This is a genomic window from Actinophytocola sp. (assembly GCF_049647105.1).
Classification (GTDB): Bacteria; Actinomycetota; Actinomycetes; order Mycobacteriales; family Pseudonocardiaceae; genus Actinophytocola.
Genome location: NZ_JBARWZ010000296.1, coordinates 31,137 through 50,487, shown reverse-complemented (window position 1 = coordinate 50,487; position 19,351 = coordinate 31,137). Strand labels below are relative to the sequence as shown.

The 19,351-nt window shown below is 69.0% G+C and carries 19 protein-coding genes; 8 read left to right on the top strand and 11 right to left on the bottom strand.

Annotated features, from left to right (window positions below; genetic code table 11):
* Window positions 1–22: 22 nt before the first annotated feature.
* Window positions 23–1,408, bottom strand: a complete 1,386-nt coding sequence (locus WBA97_RS36160; RefSeq protein WP_424235518.1) for a CBM35 domain-containing protein — start codon at window positions 1,406–1,408, stop codon at window positions 23–25.
* A gap of 283 nt (window positions 1,409–1,691) precedes the next feature.
* Here WBA97_RS36160 and WBA97_RS36155 point away from each other — a divergent pair, with 283 nt between their 5' ends.
* On the top strand, window positions 1,692–3,227 hold the full coding sequence (locus WBA97_RS36155; RefSeq protein ID WP_424235517.1) for a carbohydrate-binding protein: 1,536 nt from the start codon (window positions 1,692–1,694) through the stop codon (window positions 3,225–3,227).
* A 153-nt stretch (window positions 3,228–3,380) separates the two neighbouring features.
* On the opposite strand, the gene WBA97_RS36150 is transcribed toward WBA97_RS36155, so the two are convergent.
* From WBA97_RS36150 to WBA97_RS36140, 3 genes are read right to left on the bottom strand one after another with little or no spacing between them, the layout of a single operon-like run.
* The gene (locus WBA97_RS36150) at window positions 3,381–4,409 is read right to left on the bottom strand and encodes a MerR family transcriptional regulator (protein ID WP_424235516.1); all 1,029 of its coding nucleotides are present in this window, start codon (window positions 4,407–4,409) and stop codon (window positions 3,381–3,383) included.
* Entirely contained in the window at window positions 4,403–5,140 is a 738-nt protein-coding gene (locus WBA97_RS36145) for a HEAT repeat domain-containing protein (RefSeq protein WP_424235515.1), read from the bottom strand. Before WBA97_RS36145 ends, WBA97_RS36150 begins: the two co-directional genes overlap by 7 nt.
* Window positions 5,141–5,187: 47 nt before the next feature.
* A complete protein-coding gene (locus WBA97_RS36140; protein WP_424235514.1) occupies window positions 5,188–5,736 on the bottom strand; it encodes a MarR family winged helix-turn-helix transcriptional regulator in 549 nt (182 codons plus the stop codon).
* 184 nt (window positions 5,737–5,920) lie between these two features.
* On the opposite strand from WBA97_RS36140, the gene WBA97_RS36135 reads away from it, so the two are divergent.
* The 5 genes from WBA97_RS36135 (at window position 5,921) to WBA97_RS36115 (ending at window position 9,235) form a co-directional block, all read left to right on the top strand.
* On the top strand, window positions 5,921–6,646 hold the full coding sequence (locus WBA97_RS36135) for a hypothetical protein (RefSeq protein WP_424235513.1): 726 nt from the start codon (window positions 5,921–5,923) through the stop codon (window positions 6,644–6,646).
* A gap of 35 nt (window positions 6,647–6,681) precedes the next feature.
* The gene (locus tag WBA97_RS36130) at window positions 6,682–7,284 is read left to right on the top strand and encodes a hypothetical protein (RefSeq protein WP_424235512.1); all 603 of its coding nucleotides are present in this window, start codon (window positions 6,682–6,684) and stop codon (window positions 7,282–7,284) included.
* Between the two features lie 14 nt (window positions 7,285–7,298).
* Entirely contained in the window at window positions 7,299–8,477 is a 1,179-nt protein-coding gene (locus WBA97_RS36125) for a peptidoglycan DD-metalloendopeptidase family protein (RefSeq protein WP_424235511.1), read from the top strand.
* Between the two features lie 115 nt (window positions 8,478–8,592).
* The gene (locus WBA97_RS36120; protein ID WP_424235510.1) at window positions 8,593–8,811 is read left to right on the top strand and encodes a hypothetical protein; all 219 of its coding nucleotides are present in this window, start codon (window positions 8,593–8,595) and stop codon (window positions 8,809–8,811) included.
* Window positions 8,812–8,983: 172 nt separating this feature from the next.
* A complete protein-coding gene (locus tag WBA97_RS36115; protein WP_424235509.1) occupies window positions 8,984–9,235 on the top strand; it encodes a hypothetical protein in 252 nt (83 codons plus the stop codon).
* Window positions 9,236–9,262: 27 nt separating this feature from the next.
* Here the strand turns inward: WBA97_RS36115 and WBA97_RS36110 are convergent, their stop codons facing one another.
* Both WBA97_RS36110 and WBA97_RS36105 read right to left on the bottom strand, forming a co-directional pair.
* Window positions 9,263–9,673 carry a hypothetical protein gene (locus WBA97_RS36110; protein ID WP_424235508.1) on the bottom strand — a complete coding sequence of 137 codons (411 nt, stop codon included), beginning with the start codon at window positions 9,671–9,673 and terminating at the stop codon, window positions 9,263–9,265.
* A gap of 81 nt (window positions 9,674–9,754) precedes the next feature.
* Window positions 9,755–11,047, bottom strand: a complete 1,293-nt coding sequence (locus tag WBA97_RS36105; protein WP_424235507.1) for a family 43 glycosylhydrolase — start codon at window positions 11,045–11,047, stop codon at window positions 9,755–9,757.
* Between the two features lie 735 nt (window positions 11,048–11,782).
* Here WBA97_RS36105 and WBA97_RS36100 point away from each other — a divergent pair.
* Together WBA97_RS36100 and WBA97_RS36095 are read left to right on the top strand one after the other, a co-directional pair.
* Window positions 11,783–12,958, top strand: a complete 1,176-nt coding sequence (locus WBA97_RS36100; RefSeq protein ID WP_424235506.1) for a hypothetical protein — start codon at window positions 11,783–11,785, stop codon at window positions 12,956–12,958.
* A gap of 68 nt (window positions 12,959–13,026) precedes the next feature.
* On the top strand, window positions 13,027–14,223 hold the full coding sequence (locus tag WBA97_RS36095) for a hypothetical protein (protein ID WP_424235505.1): 1,197 nt from the start codon (window positions 13,027–13,029) through the stop codon (window positions 14,221–14,223).
* A gap of 49 nt (window positions 14,224–14,272) precedes the next feature.
* Here WBA97_RS36095 and WBA97_RS36090 read toward each other — a convergent pair whose 3' ends face one another.
* From WBA97_RS36090 to WBA97_RS36070, 5 genes are all read right to left on the bottom strand, one after another.
* A complete protein-coding gene (locus WBA97_RS36090; protein WP_424235504.1) occupies window positions 14,273–14,821 on the bottom strand; it encodes a helix-turn-helix domain-containing protein in 549 nt (182 codons plus the stop codon).
* Between the two features lie 471 nt (window positions 14,822–15,292).
* On the bottom strand, window positions 15,293–16,576 hold the full coding sequence (locus tag WBA97_RS36085) for a glutathionylspermidine synthase family protein (protein WP_424235503.1): 1,284 nt from the start codon (window positions 16,574–16,576) through the stop codon (window positions 15,293–15,295).
* On the bottom strand, window positions 16,576–17,031 hold the full coding sequence (locus tag WBA97_RS36080; protein WP_424235502.1) for a DUF350 domain-containing protein: 456 nt from the start codon (window positions 17,029–17,031) through the stop codon (window positions 16,576–16,578). The genes WBA97_RS36085 and WBA97_RS36080 overlap by 1 nt, the downstream gene beginning before the upstream one ends.
* A gap of 48 nt (window positions 17,032–17,079) precedes the next feature.
* A complete protein-coding gene (locus WBA97_RS36075; RefSeq protein ID WP_424235501.1) occupies window positions 17,080–17,475 on the bottom strand; it encodes a hypothetical protein in 396 nt (131 codons plus the stop codon).
* A gap of 143 nt (window positions 17,476–17,618) precedes the next feature.
* The gene (locus WBA97_RS36070; protein WP_424235500.1) at window positions 17,619–19,337 is read right to left on the bottom strand and encodes an InlB B-repeat-containing protein; all 1,719 of its coding nucleotides are present in this window, start codon (window positions 19,335–19,337) and stop codon (window positions 17,619–17,621) included.
* Window positions 19,338–19,351 lie beyond the last annotated feature (14 nt).

The following is a 19,351-nucleotide window of genomic DNA, read 5'->3' as shown; positions in this document are numbered from 1 at the left end:
CGGCACGCCTGTCCTCAACGCCTCAGAGTTTGCCCGCGCCGGAGCCCGCCGTGACGGTCGACTTGACGGTGCCGACGTTCTCGGCGCTGTAGCCGTACGGGATGGCGGCCACGGTGCCGTTGGTCTCACACGGTCCGGAGCCGGTGAGCGAGTTGTTACGTGCCACCAGCCGTCCCGGGTCTGAGTCCGCGTACCCGCTCGCCGACCAGCACGCCTGCTGGACGTTCTCGAAGACGTTGCCCTCCACGAGCAGCCCCGCGTCCATCACGGAGGCGATGGCGTAGGAGCTGGAGTTGTTGTCGACGTTCGAGTAGTAGTTGTTGAACACGTGGACCGTCTCACCGAAGCGCACTCGTGGGCTGCGCTCGAAGGTGCGGTCGAACCAGTTGTGGTGGTAGGTGACCCGCAGGTGACCGCGATCCTCGCCCTCGTTGTCGTCGGAGTGGCCGACCAGTGAGGTCTTCCAGTGGTTGCGGATGACGTTCCACGACACCGTGATGTAGTCGGCGGCGTGGGTGATGTCCAGCATGCCGTCGTAGTAGTCGACATCGTCCTCGATGGTGCTCGACATCGTGTTGTGGTCGATCCAGATGTGCGTGGCGTTCTCGATCTGGATCGCGTCGTTGCCTGGCACCCCTCGGATGTTCATGTTCTGGATGATCACGTTGGCGGGGGCCATGTCCTCGATGTTGAGGGTGGTACCGGAGATGCCCGACCCGGACCCGGCACCGAGGATCGTCTTGTTGGCACTGATCTCGACGGTCCCCGAGCCACTCAGCATGCCGTTGACCATGATGGTCCTGGTGCCGGAGGCCTGCGCCTGCGTCCGGAAGTCGCTGAAGCTGCTCACGGTGACCGTTGCGCCGCCCGCGCCGCCGGTGGTGCCACCGGCCTGCGTGGCCCAGCCGACGAGCCCGCCGGTTGGTGGTGGGTCGGTGTCGCCGCTCTCCAGTTCGAGGTAGTCGATGTTGGGCAGGCCAGAGGAAGTGGTCGGGCTCAGCCGGATCGTGTTGCTGCCCGCGTTCACCGACACGGTCAACGTCGTGGTCGTCCAACTCGTCCAGGCTCCCGTGCCCGCGAACGACGGCGTCTGCACCGTGGTGCCGTTCACGACCACGTTGCCCGGCCGGGCCGTGGTGGTGCCGTTGGCGAACCGAACGCCGACCGTGGCCGTGCCCTCGGCCGACGCGGTCACCGTGAACTGGGCGTAGCCGCTCGTGGAGTTTGTGCCGTTGCAGAACCCGGAACCGGCGAATCCCGAGTGGTTGCTGTCGATCGTGCCCGCACACACCGCGGGCGAGTTCTCCGCCTCGTACCGGGTGGGCGCGGCCTGCGCGGCGGACGATGCCGCGACAACGAGTGCACCGGCCAGCAGGCTGATGCAAGAGAGCATGGTTCTCATACGCATGGTAGGTCTCCGTGGGATCAGCTCGTCGTGAGGCGAGGCAGAATCGGTGCCTGACGCAATGTGCCGAGACAGCGCCGACTGACCGGTTCACGTACGCGACGCGCACTGCCGGTTGCCGGAAAGCGCTTTCCTCCGCATGTTAGGAGCTTCGCGGCGCGGGGTCAACGATTTCATGGGAGCGCGCCCATGAACCTCGGTCAACCATTGACACGAGCGCCCGCGAGTACTTAACGTGCTGGGTAAGCGCTTTCCTATGCGTACTCACCACCATAGGAGAAGAACAATGAGGTTCCTTCCGCCCATCGCCTGCGCCGCCATGACGGTGGCTCTGCTGGCTCCCGCTTCGGCAGCCGCCGCGACCACGCGTCTCGAGGCCGAGACGTCACCATCGGTCTGCACCGGCACGATCGACAGCGACTGGGCCGGGTACTCCGGCTCCGGCTTCTGCAACGGCACCAACTCCACGAGCGGCTATGTCCAGTTCACCGTGAACGCGGCGGCGGGCACCGGGACGGTCGACGTCCGGTTCGCCAACGGCACCACCGGCAGCCGTGCCGCCAACCTGGTCGTCAACGGCACCACGGTCCAGTCGGTCTCGTTCGAGGGCACGGGTGCGTGGAACACCTGGGCCACCAAGACCCTGACGGTCAGCCTGACCGAGGGCAACAACACGATTCGGCTCAACCCCGTCACGAGCGGCGGACTGCCGAACCTCGACTACGTCGACGTCACCTCGGAGGGCACGCCGCCCGCGCCTGCCGACACGCTGTACGTGGCGCCGACCGGCAGCGACGGCGCGTCCGGTTCGCTGTCGGACCCGACGACCCTCACCTCCGCGCTCACCCGCGTCAGCCCGGGCGGGACGATCTACCTGCGCGGCGGCACCTACCGCTACTCGCAGACGATCACCATCCCGCAGGGCAACAACGGCACCGCCGGCGCGCGCACGAAGATGTTCGCCTACCAGGGCGAGACCCCGGTGCTGAACTTCTCGGCCCAGAGCGAGGACTCGGCGAACCGAGGGCTCGCCATCGGCGGGTCGTACTGGCACCTCAACGGCATCGTCGTCGAGCGCGCCGGGGACAACGGCATTCTCCTCGCGGGCAACAACAACATCATCGAGCGCACCGTGACGCGCTTCAACCGCGACTCGGGACTGCAGCTGTCCCGGCTGATCGCCAACGCGCCCCAGTCCCAGTGGCCGTCCAACAACCTCGTCGTGAGCTCGGTGTCGCACGACAACGCCGACTCCGACGGTGAGGACGCCGACGGATTCGCCCCGAAGCTCACCGTCGGGTCCGGCAACGTCTTCCGCTACACCGTGTCCCACAACAACATCGACGACGGCTACGACCTGTACACCAAGTCCGACACCGGCCCGATCGGCGCGGTGACCATTGAGGACTCACTCGCCTACGGGAACGGCACGCTGTCCGACGGCTCCCAGGCGGGCAACGGCGACCGCAACGGCTACAAGCTCGGCGGCGAGGACATCGGGGTCAACCACGTCATCCGGCGCAACATCGCCTACGACAACGGAAAACACGGCTTCACCTTCAACCGCAACACCGGCACGATGACGATCACGGACAACGTCGGCATCGGCAACACGGAACGCAACTTCAACTTCGACGGCGGTTCCTCGGTGTTCCGGGGCAACACCTCCTGCGACAGCGGATCGAACGACCGCATCATCGGCAACTCGGACAGCTCGAACCAGTTCTGGTCCGGCTCCAACGGATCCCGGTGCTCCGCCTACTCGGGCACCCTGCACTGGTCCTTCGCCTCGGACGGCCACCTGGTGGTGACCTTCGGCTAATTACGGCCTGTCCGATGGATCTTTGTGCGAGGGCTGGGCTTGACCAACAGTGACCTCAGGGGAACGTGACGGCACCCAGCCACCAACCGCCTGCGATCCGCGGCTGTCGCTGGGTCGGGACCAACACTTTCAAATTCCGGGGAGGCGGACGGGCTAGGACTGCTTGTTGCAACGGCCTTCGTCGGATCGCACTCTGACGAAGGCCGAGGCGACGAGGGCGACGGCGGGGTCGTGGTCGTTCGCAAGTCGGCGCAGGGTCTCCTTGGCGGTGGCCATCGGCAGTTCGACCAGAGCCTGGGTGAGGCGGATCCGGATCGCGGAGTCCGCGGTGGGCGCGGCGAGTTCGTCGACCAGTGCGGTCATGATCCGCTCCCCGCACCCCGGGTCATGGGACAGGGTGCCAAGCACCTCCGCCGCCTCGACGTCGTTGACGCCATCGACCACCATGCCGACGAGCGTCGGCACGGCCGAGGTGACGCCGCGTCTGCCCACCGCCAGGGCGGCCTGCCTGCGCACCGTGGTGTCGGGGTCCCCGAGTGCGTCCGTGAGCATCGCGGTCGTGCCAGGGGCGCCGGGCATCGCGGCGATCGCCAGCACCGCGCGCCGCCGGATGCCGGCGTCCGCCGAGCGCAGGCCGGTGGCCAGCGTCGCGACACCGTCGTCGCCCGTGCGGGTGAGCGCCCAGCGCAGGGCACCCGCGACGTTGGGGTCCGATTCGGTCAGGACCGCCCTGGCCAGCAGTTCGGCGGGCACCGGCGCGTTCTCCGGCCGGGCGAGGACGGTCTGCTGCCTGCGTGCGGCGCTGGTCGAGTTGAGGTCCTGCATGAGCTCGACGATGCGCAGGACGTCCTGCCAGCCGGTGGGCGCCGACGCGTCGATCGCGTTGAGCCGCTCCAGCAGTTCCCGTTCCCGCGCCATGCGGTCTTCCGTCCACCGGATGAGGTCGCTGACCAGGGCGGATGGCGTGAAGGCCTGGTCGTGAAGCGCGCGCCCGATCTGCTTGAGCGAGAGCCCGAGGGACCGCAGGCTCTCCACGTGGAAGATCCTGCGGATGTCCTCGGGGGAGTACTCGCGGTAGCCGCCGGTGGTGCGACCGGTGGGCCGCACCAGCCCGAGGGCGTCGTAGTGCCGGAGCATCCGGCTGCTCACCCCCGAGCGGCGGGCCACCTCACCGATCAGCAAGCCGCTGCCTCCGTGGTCCCGGGAGTCTCGGCGGCTCCCGACGCGGCCGCGGCAAGGGCGGCGGCCCGTTCCGGGCCGAGTGTGACGACTCGCCGCGCCTCGGCGATGGCCGCGTCGAAGCCGGTCTCCGGGTCCCGCAGGAGCAGCACGGTGGCACGGGCGTGTGCGGCCACCGCCGGGTCGGGGTTCACCGCGGCCTTCTCCATGGCTGGCTCGATCACGTCGCCCAGGCCGACGAGTGCCCGGCTCAGGCTCAGCCGCACGGTGCGGTCGCCGCGGCCGAGCCGCGTGGCCAGTTCGTCGGCCAGAGCCTTCTTCTCGTCCTCGGGGACAAGAGCGGCCGCGACGCGCCACGCGGTCCGCGCGACCTCCTCGTCGGCGTCGCGCAGCAGGTCGCGGGTGATCCAGGCCCACGCGCTCCGGTCGCCGATCTTGGAGAGCGTGTGCAAAGCCTGGCTGCGGGCCTGGGTGCGCTCCGCGTCGAGTTCCCGGCGAACCCGGGGCAGGGTGATCTCCGGCGCGAGCCGGGTCAGCGCCCAGGACAGCATGTCCCGCACGAAGAAGTCCGGCTCGACCGCGCACCGCTCGACGAGTGCGTCCAGGAGGGCGGGGTCGGGGTTCGAGCCCGCCGCCAGAGCCGCCCGCAGCCGGACCGACGAGTCCTCGGCGCGCAGGGCGTTGGCCACGGCACTGATCTGTGGGGTTCCGTTTGTGGTGTTGATCGGGACCACCTCCTGAACCCAGGAGACACGTTAACACCGTGTCAAGGTCAAGCCGCTCAGTCGTCGCGTAACGCCATGGTGACCCTGCGCGGGGCCGGCCCGAGGTGGTCTTCCAGTACCGACATGAGGCGTCGCAGAAGCCCGTCGAGTGCGTCAAGGTCCTCGGTTGCCAGCTCGGCGAAGATGGCCTTCTCCTCCTTGGCCTGCTCGGCGACGATGGTGCGGAACAGCTCGCGGCCCTCGTCGGTCAGTTCGGCCGTGAGCGCACGGCGGTCGCTGGGATCGGGCACCCGGCGCAGGAGGCCTCGTTTCTCCAGCCGGTCCAGCCGGCTGGTGATGGTGGTGGGCGGTGCCATGGTCCCCCTCGCCAGCTGTGTTGGCCGCAGCCGGTGTGGTGGGCCCACCCAGAACAGCCGCGCGAGGATCTCGTAGTCGGTCAGCTGGAGGCGGTGCGGCTCGGACAGGCGGGCGGCGAGCTGTTCCAGGTATTTCGCGTTGATCAGCAGCCGGTCGATCACGCGCTCGACCCGGGGGTCGATCTCCGGCACCGCCTCGGCCCACTCGAGCACCAGTTCGTCGGTGTCGTCCGGCTTCGGGTTCTCCACGTGCCTCCCCGCTCTCACGGCCCTCCTGCCATCGTAGAACCATACTGTTGCGACATGGGATAGTGCGATATCGTAGTAAATATCTTTCGGAACCCTGCACCGGAGGACCTTTGTCGTGACACGACCCGTTCGCGTCAGCATCCCGGTGACTCCGTCTCCCTGCCACGCGAAAGGAATCTCTGCCATGACCGGAAACGCGGCCGCACGGCCGGTCCCAGCCTGGGTGCCCGGCTTCTGGCTGATCGCGCTGGTGCTCACGTTCATCGTGGTGCCCGCCTCGCCCGCGCACGCGTCCGATATCAACCCCGATCCCCGCAGGCACGTCAACAACATGCACTTCGCCAGCGCCGGGTACGGGGAGGAGGACGAGCAGTTCTGTGTCGAGTCGCACGACACCGGCAAGCTGAGCAACAGCTCCGCCAAGGCGTTCCTGAACGAGACGCTCGTCGAGCTGGAGGACTACAAGATCTGGGACGGCACGGGGGACTGGCGCATCGACCTGCGTGCCGCGCAGTACAACTGCACCGCCTACGACCCCGACACCCGGAACAGCATCGAGATCGAGGTGCACTACGCCTGGGACTGGAGCTCGAAGTGCGGAGGCAGCACCGGCTACTACAACTGCGTGGTGTTCGACCAGCCGGTGTGGAACCCGGCCTTCGGGCACACCGACAGCAACTGGTCCTACGTCTACCTCGTGTTCAGCTCCGGCGGCGAGCTGAGCAGCAAGGGCCGTGCCTTCATCAACCACGAGTTCGGGCACGTGTTCGGCCTGCAGGACGCGGGTGACTGCAGCCCGCCAAGCCTCATGCACAGCGCACTGGTCGGCTACGCCTGCACGAACTGGATGAACCCCTACCCCAGCAGCGCGGACTTCGGCTCCGTCGTCACGGTGATGAACGGTGTCTAGCCGCAGGACGGCGTCGTGACCGGCAGGACGGCGTCGTGACCGGCAGGACGGTGCTCAGTGCCGTCACCCTGGTGGTGGCGGCACTGGTGGTCGGCCTCGTGCTCGTGTCGGTGACCGACTCGGACGCAGGCGGGCGCGACGTGCCCTCGCTGGACCTGGACAGCGGACTGCTCGTGTCGACCCGCACCGACTTCCGGGTGTGCGTCGAGGCCGGTCCTGGGACCGATCGGGACCTGGCGGACCGGTCGCTCCTCGCGGCACTGGACACGGTCCGGGGGCACCCGCACTGGGCGCAGGCGTTCCGGCGCGCGCACTACGACCCGGCGTCGGTGATCACCTGGGGCTGCCCATCGCCCCGGCTGCCGTCGCGGTACGACCGGCAGGCCGTCGCGGGGCCAGGGGTGACCGCCGACCCGAGCCCGTACCGGGTGTGGATCTACCTCGTCGACGAGCGGACCGCGGCGCGGCTGCTCGACCCTGCCGGCTCGCCGGTGGTGCTCACCGCGGAGGCGATGCGGGACGGCGCGAACACCGTCTTCCCGGTGAGCACGGCGTTGCTGATCGGCGCGGATCGCGTCTCGGACCTGCCGGCCGTGGCGGACAAGCTCCGCGAAGCGGCCGGTCTGGCAGCTGTGTGAACGGAGGTGTCGCCGTGAGCAGGACGGCGCGGTGGGTGGCGGTGTCGGTGATGATGTCGGCGGTCATGTCGGCGGTCACCGTGGCGGGTTTCTGGCCGGTGCCACCGGCCGCGGCGGAACCGGTCGATCTCGTCGGGCAGGTGACCGCCGCGGCGCGGGACCGGGTGGCGGGCGAGGCGGCGAGCCGCTGGCCGGACGCCGAGGTGCGCGTGCTCCGCTCGGACGACCGCCGGGCGTTCGGCACGGTGGTACTGGTCGCACCCGAGGACTCCGTGCCGAGGGACTGGCTGTTCGTCGCCGAACGCGACAACTCCGTGGCCGGCTGGCGGGTCGGTCTCGACGGGCAGCCCGCGTTCGCCGACCTCGCCGGGCGTTCCGGGCTGCTCACGGCGAAGGAACGCACCGCGTTCAGCGCCCACGACGGCCGGGCGACCCCGAGGGTGGACGGTGACTACCGGACCGGCATGCGCCTGCCGTGGGCGGTCGGCCAGTCGTGGACCGTGCTCGGTGGCCCGCACGCCCACGACGCGGGCGGCGGACCGTGGAGTTCTCTCGACCTGGCGGGCGGTGACCAGCGGGTGCTGGCCGTGCGTGACGGCCTGGCGTACACCCCGTGCGTCGGCATGATCAGGGTGCTTCATCCGGACGGCTATGCCAGCCGCTACTACCACCTGAGCAACCACCTGTGGGCCGACGGACTGGCGGTCTCGGCGGGCACCCACCTGGGCGACACCGGGACCGAGACCGGCTGCGGTGGCTCCGCCAAGGCGCGCCACGTGCACTTCTCCTTGATGTACAACGGGAACTTCATCGGCATCGCCAACCACATCATCGGCAAGTGGTTGTTCCGCAACGGCCCGGCCCAGTACGACGGCTCCGCCCTGCACGGCAGCCGGTCGGTCCCGGTCGGCGGCCAGTTGTACAACTACGGCACGCTTGGCGCCACCCAGGGCATCGTCGACGCCGACGGCGACACCTCGGTGAACCGCAGAACCGGCCCGGGCACCGGCTACGCACTCGCCGGAACGGCCGCCGACGGCGATACCGTGTCCGTCGCCTGCTCGGCCACCGGCACCACGCACACCGGGCGGTGGGGCACCACGGACCTGTGGAACCGCCTCATCGACGGCACGTGGGTCAGCGACGCCTATACCTACACGGGCGTCGCGGGCGCCGTGAACGGCAGGTGCTGAATCCCGTGCCGGCGAATCCGCGGTAAAACCCTGGGCGGGGGATTGTCCGGCACGATCGAGTGACATTGAATGCCGGAACGGTCACATTTCACGACCTTTTATCGATATCCAGGACATGAGTATCTGGGTGGCATTAGTTGTACTCGTGGTCGTGGTCCTCGTGGTGGTGCTGGTGGTGCGAGGCGGGAAGGAAGGCAGGGCGCTACGCAAGGAGCTGCGTGCGTTGCGGAAGGCCGAGAATCGCGGCCCTGACACGCACACGGCAGCGGAGCGCAGGCGGGACATGTACATGGATCCCATGCCGGGAAAGGACACCACTCCCTACGGTCCGTGAGGTGACGCGCCATGGCCACCGCATGCCTGGCGGCCAGGGCGCGGGCCCTCGGGTAGCCGACGCGGCACCGAACGGCGGACGGTGCCGTCGCCCGATGGAGGTTTGTATTCGAACGTCAGTTCGGTAGAATCGAGGTGGGCGGTACGCGTCGGCGTGGCCGGAAGGGTGGACCATGAAGGGTGACCGAGTCGAGATCGTGGTGGACACCGGTGACGCGACCCGCGCCTACGAGGTCGTGGCGACGCGGGCAGGCCGCCGGGTGGAGGTCAGCATCGGCCGCGGCGTGGTCGAGGTCGTGGAAGTCACGCGCACCGGCACCCCGGTACGCACGGCGCGTTTCATGGCGAGCAAGGTCCTCGCGCTCGTCGAACACCCGGCGGCTGATCGTTCCCTCGACGACGAACGAGTGGACGACGGCGCCTGAGCGTCGCACGGTGGGTACCGGCGGGGTTCAGTACTCGTCGCGGCCGGTGAACCGGTGTTCGAGCTGCTCCGCCGCGGAGGCGACGAGGTGCAGTGGGTCGGTGAACTCGTTGATGTCGAGGTTGATCAGCGGCAGGGAGTGGCGCAGCACGAGGTAGTCACCCATCGCCGCGACCCCGCCGACGACGATCGTGTTGCCGACCTCGGCGAGCACCTCGCGCAGATCGACCTGCTCGACCCGCGCGAACGGGGTGGCGATCTGGACCCAGTCCTCTTTCTGGTCGAGGATCTCGTGGGCGACCACCATGATCTGCCGTCGCCCGAGGATGTCGTCCTCTTCCTTGGCGAACGACACGCGGATGCGAACTTCGTCCGGTTCGTACCGGATCACGTCATAGCTGTGCCTGATGTATGCGACGAGATCGCCCCAGTCCGCCAACCGAGTCTCCGTTCCATCCACTCCGTGTCTCGGCGGGGAGTCTAGACCGGAACCGCCTCCCGTCGGCATTGTTTGATCACGTCATGCGATCTCGAGGTAGTCGAGCTCCGCCCACCGGCTCCGGAACTGGAGCCGGATGGTGTTGTTCCCGGCCGCCAGGTTCACCTCGGCGGACACCTGCGTCCAGTTGTCCCAGCCGCGGTTCGGGTAGGTGACCACCTGCGCGGCGCCGCCGTTCACCGTGAGCGTGTGCTGCGCGTCGCCGTAGCCCGCCGCGTATCCGATGTGGACGGTGTAGTTGCCGGCCACCGGTGCGAACACCGACGTGTCGGCCCAGCTGTCGGCGAAGTCGATCCCGGCGGCCACCGCACCCTGCGACGCGCCTGCCGCGCCGGTGCGGACGTAGGCGTGGTTCAGCGTGCCACGCTCGACCTCGTAGCGGACCCGGCTGCCGCGCACCACCGGGTAGTCGCCCGGCCAGCCGACCGGCGCGGTGTACATGCCGCGGCCGCCGCCGGACAGGTGACCGTGGAAGAAGATCCGGTCGCCGACGATGTCCGCTCCTCCCGGCCCGTTGACGGCCCCGTCCAGCGTCGCCGTGGTGAGCAGGGGCCGGTACGCGCGGGTGTACTGGCCGGTCAGCGAACCGGCGACCGCGTAGCTCGTGTGGTAGTTGCCGGTGGTGTACACGCCCGCGGAGTAGAACAGCACGTACTGCGACGGCCGGTGTACCAGCACCGGTGCCTCGATCACGCCCTCGTCCTCGGGGCGGTTGTTGCGCAGCAGCTCCACCCGGTTGCCGGTGAACGTCACGCCATCGGCCGCGGTGGGCTGGAGCCAGATGATCGTGGGCTGGCCGATCGCGTTCCCGTCGTTCTTGTACAGCAGGTACCGGGCGCCGTTTCCTTCGACGAAGCTCGACGGGTCGATGTCGCCGCCTTCCCCCGCGTTGCACACGAGCGGCTGACCGGACGTCGGCACGAACGGCCCTGCGGGGCCGTCCGCGAGCGCGGCGCCGATACACATCCGCCCCGTCGCGACGCTCGGGCCGGTGAAGTACATGAGGAACCGGCCGTCCGCGCGCCGCGACACGTCCGGCGCCCAGAACCCGCCGTTGCCCGCCCAGGCCGGCTTCTGCGGCAGCACATCGCCGCGGATGGTCCAGGGCCCGGTCGGCGCGGGCGCGGTCGCGTACGGCACGCGGCCGGGGGAGGAGCTCGTCGAGTAGCCGTAGTAGGTCCCGCCGACCAGGAGCACCTCCGGGTCGGGGAAGTCCCGGCTGATCACCGCCGAGGGCGGCACCGTCCTGACGTCGGCGGTGGCCGGCGCGGCGAGCCCGCACGCCACCGCGATCACCACTGGCAGGGAAACCATCCGTGACAGATTCACTTCTTCTCCTGCCAGTTGGCCAATTCCTCTCCTAACGAGACGTACCGGACCGTGCGAGAGAACACCAGTGATGTCCCGCGAACGGACCAGCGGCGCCGCGGCGGGCTGAGGTCGACCTCTTCGTGCCCGTGTCACGCACGCAGCGGGTCCAATACCCGAATGCGTACTTCCTTCACAGCGACCCCTGCGGAGAGGAACGTAATTAGCCGGGGCAGGCCCGCGACGACCAGGTGGTGGGTGCTCCAAACGGAGTTCAGGTTGCAATATCCACATCCCGAATTAATGGCCCTGGCTGCTTGCGTGAAAATCCTTCGTCCTATAGGCTGCCGATATTATTCTTCCGGCCGCCGGGACCACGCGGTCGTCGTGGCGTTTGGGGGAACGCCGATGGACATCATTCGTTGCAACGCTCGACGGGTTATTACCCCTCGTAGCGCTACCCTGTCGCGGTCTCAGGCGAGCCTGAGCAGGCTGACGTGGGGCGACGTTCGCGTTGCGGTCACACACAAGCCGATGCGCTCGATCATGAATCGACGCATGGGCAATTCAACAACGGCGGACTGGCCGCTGGTCGATGGTGTCGTAGCCGCACCCTGATCGCAAACCGGCGAGAACGGTAGCGGCTATTCGCTGTCGTGCTTTCTCCGCGCCGACGGAACCTTTTGATCTGGTGACGATTGAGCAGCGGTGAATGCCGGCCCGTACGTCGAGGAGGTAGAAATGCGAAGACGCAAGCTCGTCCTGGTGGTCGTAGCCGTCACCGTGTCGGCGATTGCCGTAGCGCCGACCGCGGGGGCGGCACCGAACGCGGTACCGGGAACGATGGTGCTACGCGGGCTGCCGGGTACCGAATGGACGTGGGCGGTTGACATCAACAACTCCTACGTGGTGATCGGGACCAATGACTTCATTCCGGTGCGGTGGGACTCGGTGGGCAGGGTCACCGAGTTGCCCGTCCCACCCGATCTCGTCGACACTGTCATGCGCGAGGTCACCGACAGCGGATTCATCATCGGTGACGCCCGTCGCTACGATCAGGGCGGCACCCTCACTACCGCGTTGCTGTGGGATCCACAGGGAAACCGTATCGACCTGCAATACCCGCCAGGAAGTTCGCAGACGCACGCCACGGACGTCAACAATGCCGGCGTCGTGGTCGGTACCGCGACCACCGCCGACGGTCAGGTGCACGCCGTCCGCTGGGACCCGCAGGGCCAGGTCACCGAGCTGCAGAAGCGTCCCGGCGGTGACTTCAGCCACGCCGCCGCCATCAACGATCGCGGCACCGTGGCCGGCTACTCCGACGTCGTCGTCGCTGGCACGCACTTCACCCATGCGGTGAAGTGGAGCAACGCGGGGCAGATCTCGGTCCTTGGTGGCTCGACCAGCGCCATGAACAGCCAAGCTCTCGCGATCAACAACTCGGAGACGGTCGCCGGCGTCCAGGGCGCCATGACGATCAGGTGGGACCAATTGGGGCGTGCCACCGTGCTTCAACCGCCTGCGCTGCCCACCGCGATGAACGAGGATGGCGTGGTCGTCGGTCAGGTTGGCGAGTGGGAGAACATGCAGCCGATCCGCTGGGACCAGCAGGGGCGAGGCATCCTACTCAGCCGCCTCGGCTACCCGACCCGGGCGAACTCGATCAACCGTGCGGGCACCATCGTCGGCACCTCGTCAGATCGCTCGTCACATCCCGGCTCCTGGGCGTTCTCCCGTGCCGCGCATTGGGACCCGGCCGGGAAGGTCACCGATCTCGGTGACCCCGTAGGCGTCCTGAACGCGGCGACCGGCATCAACGACAAAGGCGCGATCTGCGGCTCGTCAGGTGACCTCAACGGCCCGACCAACGCGGTCGTCTGGCACCGGTGGAGCCACACCAGCAACCCGAGATGATGCACCGAAGTCGCGTGTATCCCGGATTTACCAAGGGCGTATCGATGAACAGTCAGAGATTTGTTGTCATGGCGGCCGTCGCGGCCGCCCTGCTGGCCTGCGCGACCACCGCGGGGGCCGAGCCGAACCGCTCGAACGAGCAGCTCGTCACGGAGGAGCGCCAATCGGCGCAGCGTCTGACCGCGGCCGCGGAGGCGTCGAGGTTCGTCCCGGTGGCGCCGAGGCGGGTGCTGGACACGCGGAGCTCCGGAGTTCCCGTTGGCCACGGTGCCACGGTCACGGTCGACCTGTCGGGGCAGACACCCGCCACCGCGACCTCGGTGGTGCTGAACGTGACCGGGACCCAACCGACCGCCGCCACGTACGTGGCGGTCTATTCCTCGGACGAGTCCCTGCCCGAGTCGTCCAACCTGAACCTGCTGCGCGGCCAGACCCGAGCGAACGCGGCGACCGTCGCGTTGAGCCAGAACCGGACCGTGACCCTCTTCAACCGTGCGGGCAGCACGCACCTGGTCGTGGACCTCGCCGGGTTCTACGCGACCGACCAGGGCGCCGGATTCACCGCCCAGGCTCCTGCCAGGGCGCTGGACACCCGATCCCGCGCGCCGGTCGGCCCCCGAGGAGTGGTGAACGTCAACCTGAACCTGCCGTCGCCGGACCGTCCCTCGGCGGTGGTCCTCAACGTGACCGCGGTGCAGGCGACGACGAACACCTTCGTAACGGCCTACACGGCGGGCCAGCCGGTGCCGCTGGCGTCGAGCCTCAACCTCGGGCCCGGCGAAGCCGTGCCGAACCAGGTCACGGTGCCGCTCGACACCGGCCGGACGGTGACCCTGTTCAACGGGAACGGGACCGTGCACCTCATCGTGGACGTGGTCGGCTACTACCGCGACGGATCCGGCAGCGACTACGTCTCCGCCCTCCCGCTCAGGGTGATGGACACCCGCCCCGACCACTCTGGGCTGCACCCGGACAGCGCCGGAATCTCCCTCACCGGCTGGGGCGAGGACATTGACGCGGTGGCGGCCAACCTCACCGGCACCAACGCCACCGCTGCCCAGTACGTGGTGGCGTGGCCGGGCGGCAGTGCCCGACCGAACGCGTCGAACCTGAACCTCGTTCGGGGCCAGACCGTGGCCAACGCGGTCACCGTCGGGATCGGCTACGAAACCATGCACGATGACTACGCGGTGAACTTCGTCAACAACGCCGGTTACGTCGACCTGATCTTCGACGTCGCCGGATTCTTCATCACGACCACCTGACGACACGGAAGCGTGATGCCGGTTCGGTGTGCTCCGCCGGACCGGCCCGTCAGTCGGTCGAGGCGGTCGAGGCGGTCGAGGCGGTCGAGGCGGTCGACTGGACGGCGCCGAGCGTGGTCAGTGTGTTGACCAGGTCGGAGGTGGTGACGCCGCACAGTTCGGCGAGGCGTTCCACCGCGGGTGCCGCGAGGTGCACACCGGTGTCGCCGCCCATGGTGGTGGCGAGTCGTTGCTCGGCCCAGCGCCGGAAGGCGCGGAGCTTGCGGCTGTCGTCATCGATGACGGCACGCAGGTCGATGTGCAGTCCTCCGGCATGCGTGGCACTGTCCAGCCTCCGCATCGCGCGGGCGAGTAGTTCCGGTGCGGCGGTCTCCAGTGCCTCGCAGATCTCGACGAACCGGTTGACCGAGCACTGGCGGGTGCCGAGTTCGTAGCTGGCCAGGGCGGGGAGCGACACGTGGTGTTTGAGTCGTCCGCGAAGTTCCCTCCGGCTCCAGCGGCGGTGTCTGCGTGCCTGCCGGAGTTCGGCGCCGAGGATGTGCGTGAAGTCGGTGGCTTCGGCCTCTGAGGTCAGGTGAACGGTGGTCGAAGCACTCATCGTGCGTTCCTTGGGCTAGTGGCGGACGGCAGCGCCGGTGGTGGCGGCCGCGACTGTCTTGCGAGGCGGGGAAGGCAGGCAGCGCCGCGTGGAGCACGCGCCGTTGGGGGCATTGATCGGCGGACTCGTACACGCACCGCTGCCTGCCAGGTCGGTTCGCCAGCGCCCCAGACGTGATCAATTCCTCGTATCCGGACTTGCGCGATGTCTTTGCGAGACAGCCGAACCGATGGAATCGGCGGAATCGGGACGCAGGCGGGGTCTTGGCGCTGTGTCGACGGACTGGTCCCCGACCGTATTGCCAAACAGTGACCCGGGGCAATTGGAGCAATGAAGTGCACCCATAAGGGTTAGATTAGGACAGTCGAATGTGGACCCAGCGTGTCTTCGGGCCGCGGTCAGCTGTTGAGGAATCAACCTCGCTGGACGGTGATTGTTGCCGCTGGGTCTGGCCCGGTGTCCCGGTGTTGGTCAGCCGCCGGGCAGGACCGGCACCCGAGGCTGCGTGGTGCGCTCGACGAGCCATTCCCGCGTCTGCTCCGCGTCCGGGCTGGCGGCGTCGCTGATCGCGTGCGGCACGACCCTGCTGAAGTAGTCGGTGACCGGTCCGTCCGACTCGCGCACCAGCATGCCTGCGGCCTCGCCGTCGACGATCCAGGAGCCGAGCACCACGTGGTTGCCGTCGAGCACCGGCAGCGGGGTGTACGCCTGGTAGACCCAGCCCTCGGCGCCGTAGTCGCCGGGCATCTCGATCTCCCGCTGGTCGGACCGGTGGATGCGGATGTTGTCGCCTTCCCTGCCGTGCAACGGTTTCGCGACCCACTCGGTCAACTCGCCTGGCCCGTCGAAGTACGCGGGGAGCAGCAGCGGGTGCCCGGGGTTGCGTTCCCACAGCACCGGCAGGATCGCCTTGGTGGACAGCAGCGCCTTCCACGCGGGCTCGAACCAGTTCACCGGGCGGACCTCCGCACGGTCGAGCAGCATCCGCCCGAACCGCTCGCCGAGCATGGTCTCCCACGGGTACAGCTTGAAGGCGTTGCGGATCTCGTTGCCCGCGCGGTCCACGAACGCCGAGCGGTCCCGGTCCCAGCCGACGTCGTCGATGGGCTGCGCGACCGGCCGGAGCCCGGCCTGCAGAGCGCAGTCCAGCATGTAGTGGACGGTCATCTCCATCTCGCCGGCGTCGTCGGCGAGATCGGGGTGCAGGTACAGGAAGTGCACCCGGTCGCCGTCGAGCGCGCCGGACGTGGCGAGGTCGCGCCACCGCCGCACGAGCCGGTCGTGCACGCTGTTCCACTGGTCGGTGCCTGGCATGACCTCCTCGACCCAGCGCCACTGCGCGACCCCGGTCTCCACCAGGCCGGTCGGGGTGTCGCCGTTGATCTCCAGCATCCGCACGGGGCTGCCGGTCGCGAGATCCGTCCCGGTGGGAGCGAGGTCGAACCGCGCGTAGACGGCCTGGTCACCGCGCCGGATGGACTCCCGGATCAGGTCCAGAGACCCGGCGGGCAGGCCCAGCCTCTTGTCGGTCGCGGTGGCGGCCAGGTACCCGGCCGCGTCGAGGCACATCGCCCACAGTTCCTCGGTCGCCGCCTCGAGGACGAACACCTCGGTCATCGAGAACTCGTACCACGCCAACTCGTTCCAGTACGGAACCGTCGTGCCGTCGGGCATCGGCGTGACCGGGAAGATCAGGCCCTGCTCGGTGACGATCCGCTCCCACCCCGGGCGCGGGTCGGCGAGGTGGCGGCGCATCAGGCGATGCTCGCGCAGACGATCGCGGCCACTGAGAGCGAGGCGGCGGCGGCGAGCATGGCCAGCGGGCGCACCGGGCCGGGGACGCACACGATCTCACGCAGGCTGCCGGGGGTCAGCGCCTCGACGGCGAAGAACATCAGGATGTTCAGCACGATGCCGAGGGCGCCGAAGGCCAAGGTCCACACCAGCGCGGTGCCGAGGTCGGTCTGGCCGTTCGTCCAGATCGCGGTGAACAGCACCAGAGCGTTGGAGACCATCCAGGCGGCGGCGACGAGCCCGGCGGACTGGGACGGCGCCGCGCCATCACCGTCCTCGCCGGACCCACCGCGAAGCTGCCTGCCGAGGTGGCCGGGCGTGATCAGGTCCAGGACGTAGTACGCGGCGACGAGCAGCACCCCGGCAGTGGCCGCGTAGACGACGGCGTGCATCAGGGCGACAGGCAGGTTGTTCATTCGGATGCTTTCTCAGGATGCGGGGATGGATGGGGAGGGTGGGACGGCTCAGCTGGAGACGCCGCCGCTGCTGCCGCCGAAGCCGCCGTAGTCGGTCGACGAGCTGCCGGACTTGGATGACGAGCCGCCGGAGTCGGAGGACGAACTTCCGCTGCGCCCTGACGAACCGCTGGGCGCGGTGGTGCTCCCGCCGGAGACGCGGCTGCCAACGGACGGGACCCGCCTGCTGCTGCCGAGGTAGTACCAGATGTAGCCGCCGCCGCTGCCGTAGTTGTCGTCGTCGTCGCACTCGTAGTCGTCGACCCGCTCGTAGGTGTCCTCGTCGACGCACACGGTGTTGTAGTCCTCGGTCGCCGAGCACCCGCTCAGCGCCGCCGCGACGGCCGCGGTCACGCCGATGGCGACGCTCGCGGAGCGCATCCGGCGGCGTGGGAGGTCAGCCATGACGGTTCCCTTCTGTCGATGGTTGAGGCGAAACTGTAGGTGGCGCGGCACCCGCGTGTGGTCCGAATGCGAAAGTTCTTGTCCGTGGATGCACGGATGCCCCGTCACCTTCCGGTGGCGGGGCATCCCGTGCGCGTCTCCGATCAGTGACCGGCGGTCGGTCGACGATGTCGGCGCCGCGTCACGACGAAGGAGGTCACGCCCGCGACGATCAGCAGGATGCCTGCCGACACGGGTTCCAAGAGGCGGCTCGCGCCGGTCCCGGCCAGCGCGTCGACGTCCGTGGACGCGTCCCCGTCGGATGGCGGCTCCGCACCGCCCGGGTTCTCACCGCCCGGCTCCCCACCGCCTGGGCTCTCACCAGGCGGGTCAGTCGGCGGCGTACCGACGACGGCCCACTGCGCGTAGAGGGTGAGGTCGCTGGACAGCGCCGTGTCCTGGCCGATGTCGACCGCCTCGCCGGTGCCGTCGGGGCTGGTGTTCCATTCGAGGAAGGTGTGCCGGGCGCGGGTCGGTTCGGGGGGCAGGGGCCGTGCGCCGGCGGCGAACGAGGTCGCGAACACCCGTACCTCCGTGCTCGCGGCGCGGGCGACCGTGGCGATGTCGCCACCGTTGGCGTCGAAGGTGACCAGGAAGTTGTTCGGGAGCACGCCCAGTGTTGCCCAGTCCACGTTGGCCGTCGGCAGCTGGATCGCCCCGTTGTTGCCGACGATGCCCGGGGTGTCACCGCCTCGCAGGTAGCCGTCACCGGTGACGGTCCCCGCCGGAGGCACGCGGAGCGCGGCCGGGGCCGGGATCACCAGGACGCCGGGTGCGTCGACGGCGAGCGTGCCGAACGAGGTGCCCAGCGCGCCTGGTCCGACCGAGGAGGTCGACGACTGCGCCCCGTTGATCGCGGTGACGACGCCGCCGTCGATGGTGAGCGAGCCACCCGAACCGCGTAGGCCGCCGCCGATGCCCGCCCCGTAGTAGGCACCGGTCGCGGTCACCTTCGCGGTTCCCCCGACGGTGACGGTGCCGCCGTTGCCGCCGACCGAGGGCGTGTTCGTGGTGTTGGCCTGGCCGCCGCCGATGCCCGCGCCCCGGCCGGTGCTCGTGGCCGTCACTGTGGCGTTGCCGTCGATGGTGACGGTGCCGCCGCTGCCGCCGTAGTAGCCACCACCGATACCCGCACCGGAATCGCTGGTCGCGGTGACATTGGCATTGCCGGTGATGCGGGTGGTGCCGCCATCGGAATAGTCGCCGCCACCGATGCCCGCGCCGTCGTCGGCGTTCGCGGTCACGATGGCGTTGCCGCCGATGGTGATGTCACCACCGGTTCCGCTGTCGCCACCACCGATCGCCGAGCTGAACTGGCCCCCCAAGGCGAACACGGTCGCGTCGCCGCGAATCACGACCGTGCCGCCGGCCGTCCGCAGACCGCCGATCCCGGCCGCGGCCGGTCCCGTGGTTCTGGCGTCGACCTGCGCTTGGCCCTCGATGATCAGCGTCGCGCCGGTGGTGTTGATACCCGCGACGGTCGTGGCCGCCACGGTCAGCCGACCGGGCGTGCCGGTGCTGTCGGTGACGGTGAGCGCCGAACCGGCGGCCAGGACGATGCCACCCGTCGTCAGGTCGTTGCCGTTGAGATCGACGGCGAGCGTGCCACCGGCGGTCAGCGTGAGACCGGTCGCCACACCCTGGGAGATGTCGGCGGTGAGGGTCGCCAGGCCGGAAACGCTCGACGGGTTGGTGAACGCCGCCTGCAACGCCCCGTAGTTCGCGACCGGCGCGGCCGAGGCCGGCGTCGCCAGCACCAGCAGCGCCGTGGCCACCAACCCGGCCCCGCCGAGCGCCCTGCGCGCTTGAAGACCTTTCACCATGTCTCGCCAACCTC

Excerpts from the sequence above, each read along its gene's own strand:
- WBA97_RS36080 (WP_424235502.1), bottom strand. The coding sequence starts at position 17,031 with ATGAACAACCTGCCTGTCGCCCTGATGCACGCCGTCGTCTACGCGGCC.
- WBA97_RS36105 (WP_424235507.1), bottom strand. The coding sequence starts at position 11,047 with ATGGTTTCCCTGCCAGTGGTGATCGCGGTGGCGTGCGGGCTCGCCGCG.
- WBA97_RS36100 (WP_424235506.1), top strand. The coding sequence starts at position 11,783 with ATGCGAAGACGCAAGCTCGTCCTGGTGGTCGTAGCCGTCACCGTGTCG.
- WBA97_RS36135 (WP_424235513.1), top strand. The coding sequence starts at position 5,921 with ATGACCGGAAACGCGGCCGCACGGCCGGTCCCAGCCTGGGTGCCCGGC.
- WBA97_RS36095 (WP_424235505.1), top strand. The coding sequence starts at position 13,027 with ATGGCGGCCGTCGCGGCCGCCCTGCTGGCCTGCGCGACCACCGCGGGG.
- WBA97_RS36075 (WP_424235501.1), bottom strand. The coding sequence starts at position 17,475 with ATGGCTGACCTCCCACGCCGCCGGATGCGCTCCGCGAGCGTCGCCATC.
- WBA97_RS36120 (WP_424235510.1), top strand. The coding sequence starts at position 8,593 with ATGAGTATCTGGGTGGCATTAGTTGTACTCGTGGTCGTGGTCCTCGTG.
- WBA97_RS36070 (WP_424235500.1), bottom strand. The coding sequence starts at position 19,337 with ATGGTGAAAGGTCTTCAAGCGCGCAGGGCGCTCGGCGGGGCCGGGTTG.
- WBA97_RS36090 (WP_424235504.1), bottom strand. The coding sequence starts at position 14,821 with ATGAGTGCTTCGACCACCGTTCACCTGACCTCAGAGGCCGAAGCCACC.
- WBA97_RS36085 (WP_424235503.1), bottom strand. The coding sequence starts at position 16,576 with ATGCGCCGCCACCTCGCCGACCCGCGCCCGGGGTGGGAGCGGATCGTC.
- WBA97_RS36115 (WP_424235509.1), top strand. The coding sequence starts at position 8,984 with ATGAAGGGTGACCGAGTCGAGATCGTGGTGGACACCGGTGACGCGACC.
- WBA97_RS36160 (WP_424235518.1), bottom strand. The coding sequence starts at position 1,408 with ATGCGTATGAGAACCATGCTCTCTTGCATCAGCCTGCTGGCCGGTGCA.
- WBA97_RS36155 (WP_424235517.1), top strand. The coding sequence starts at position 1,692 with ATGAGGTTCCTTCCGCCCATCGCCTGCGCCGCCATGACGGTGGCTCTG.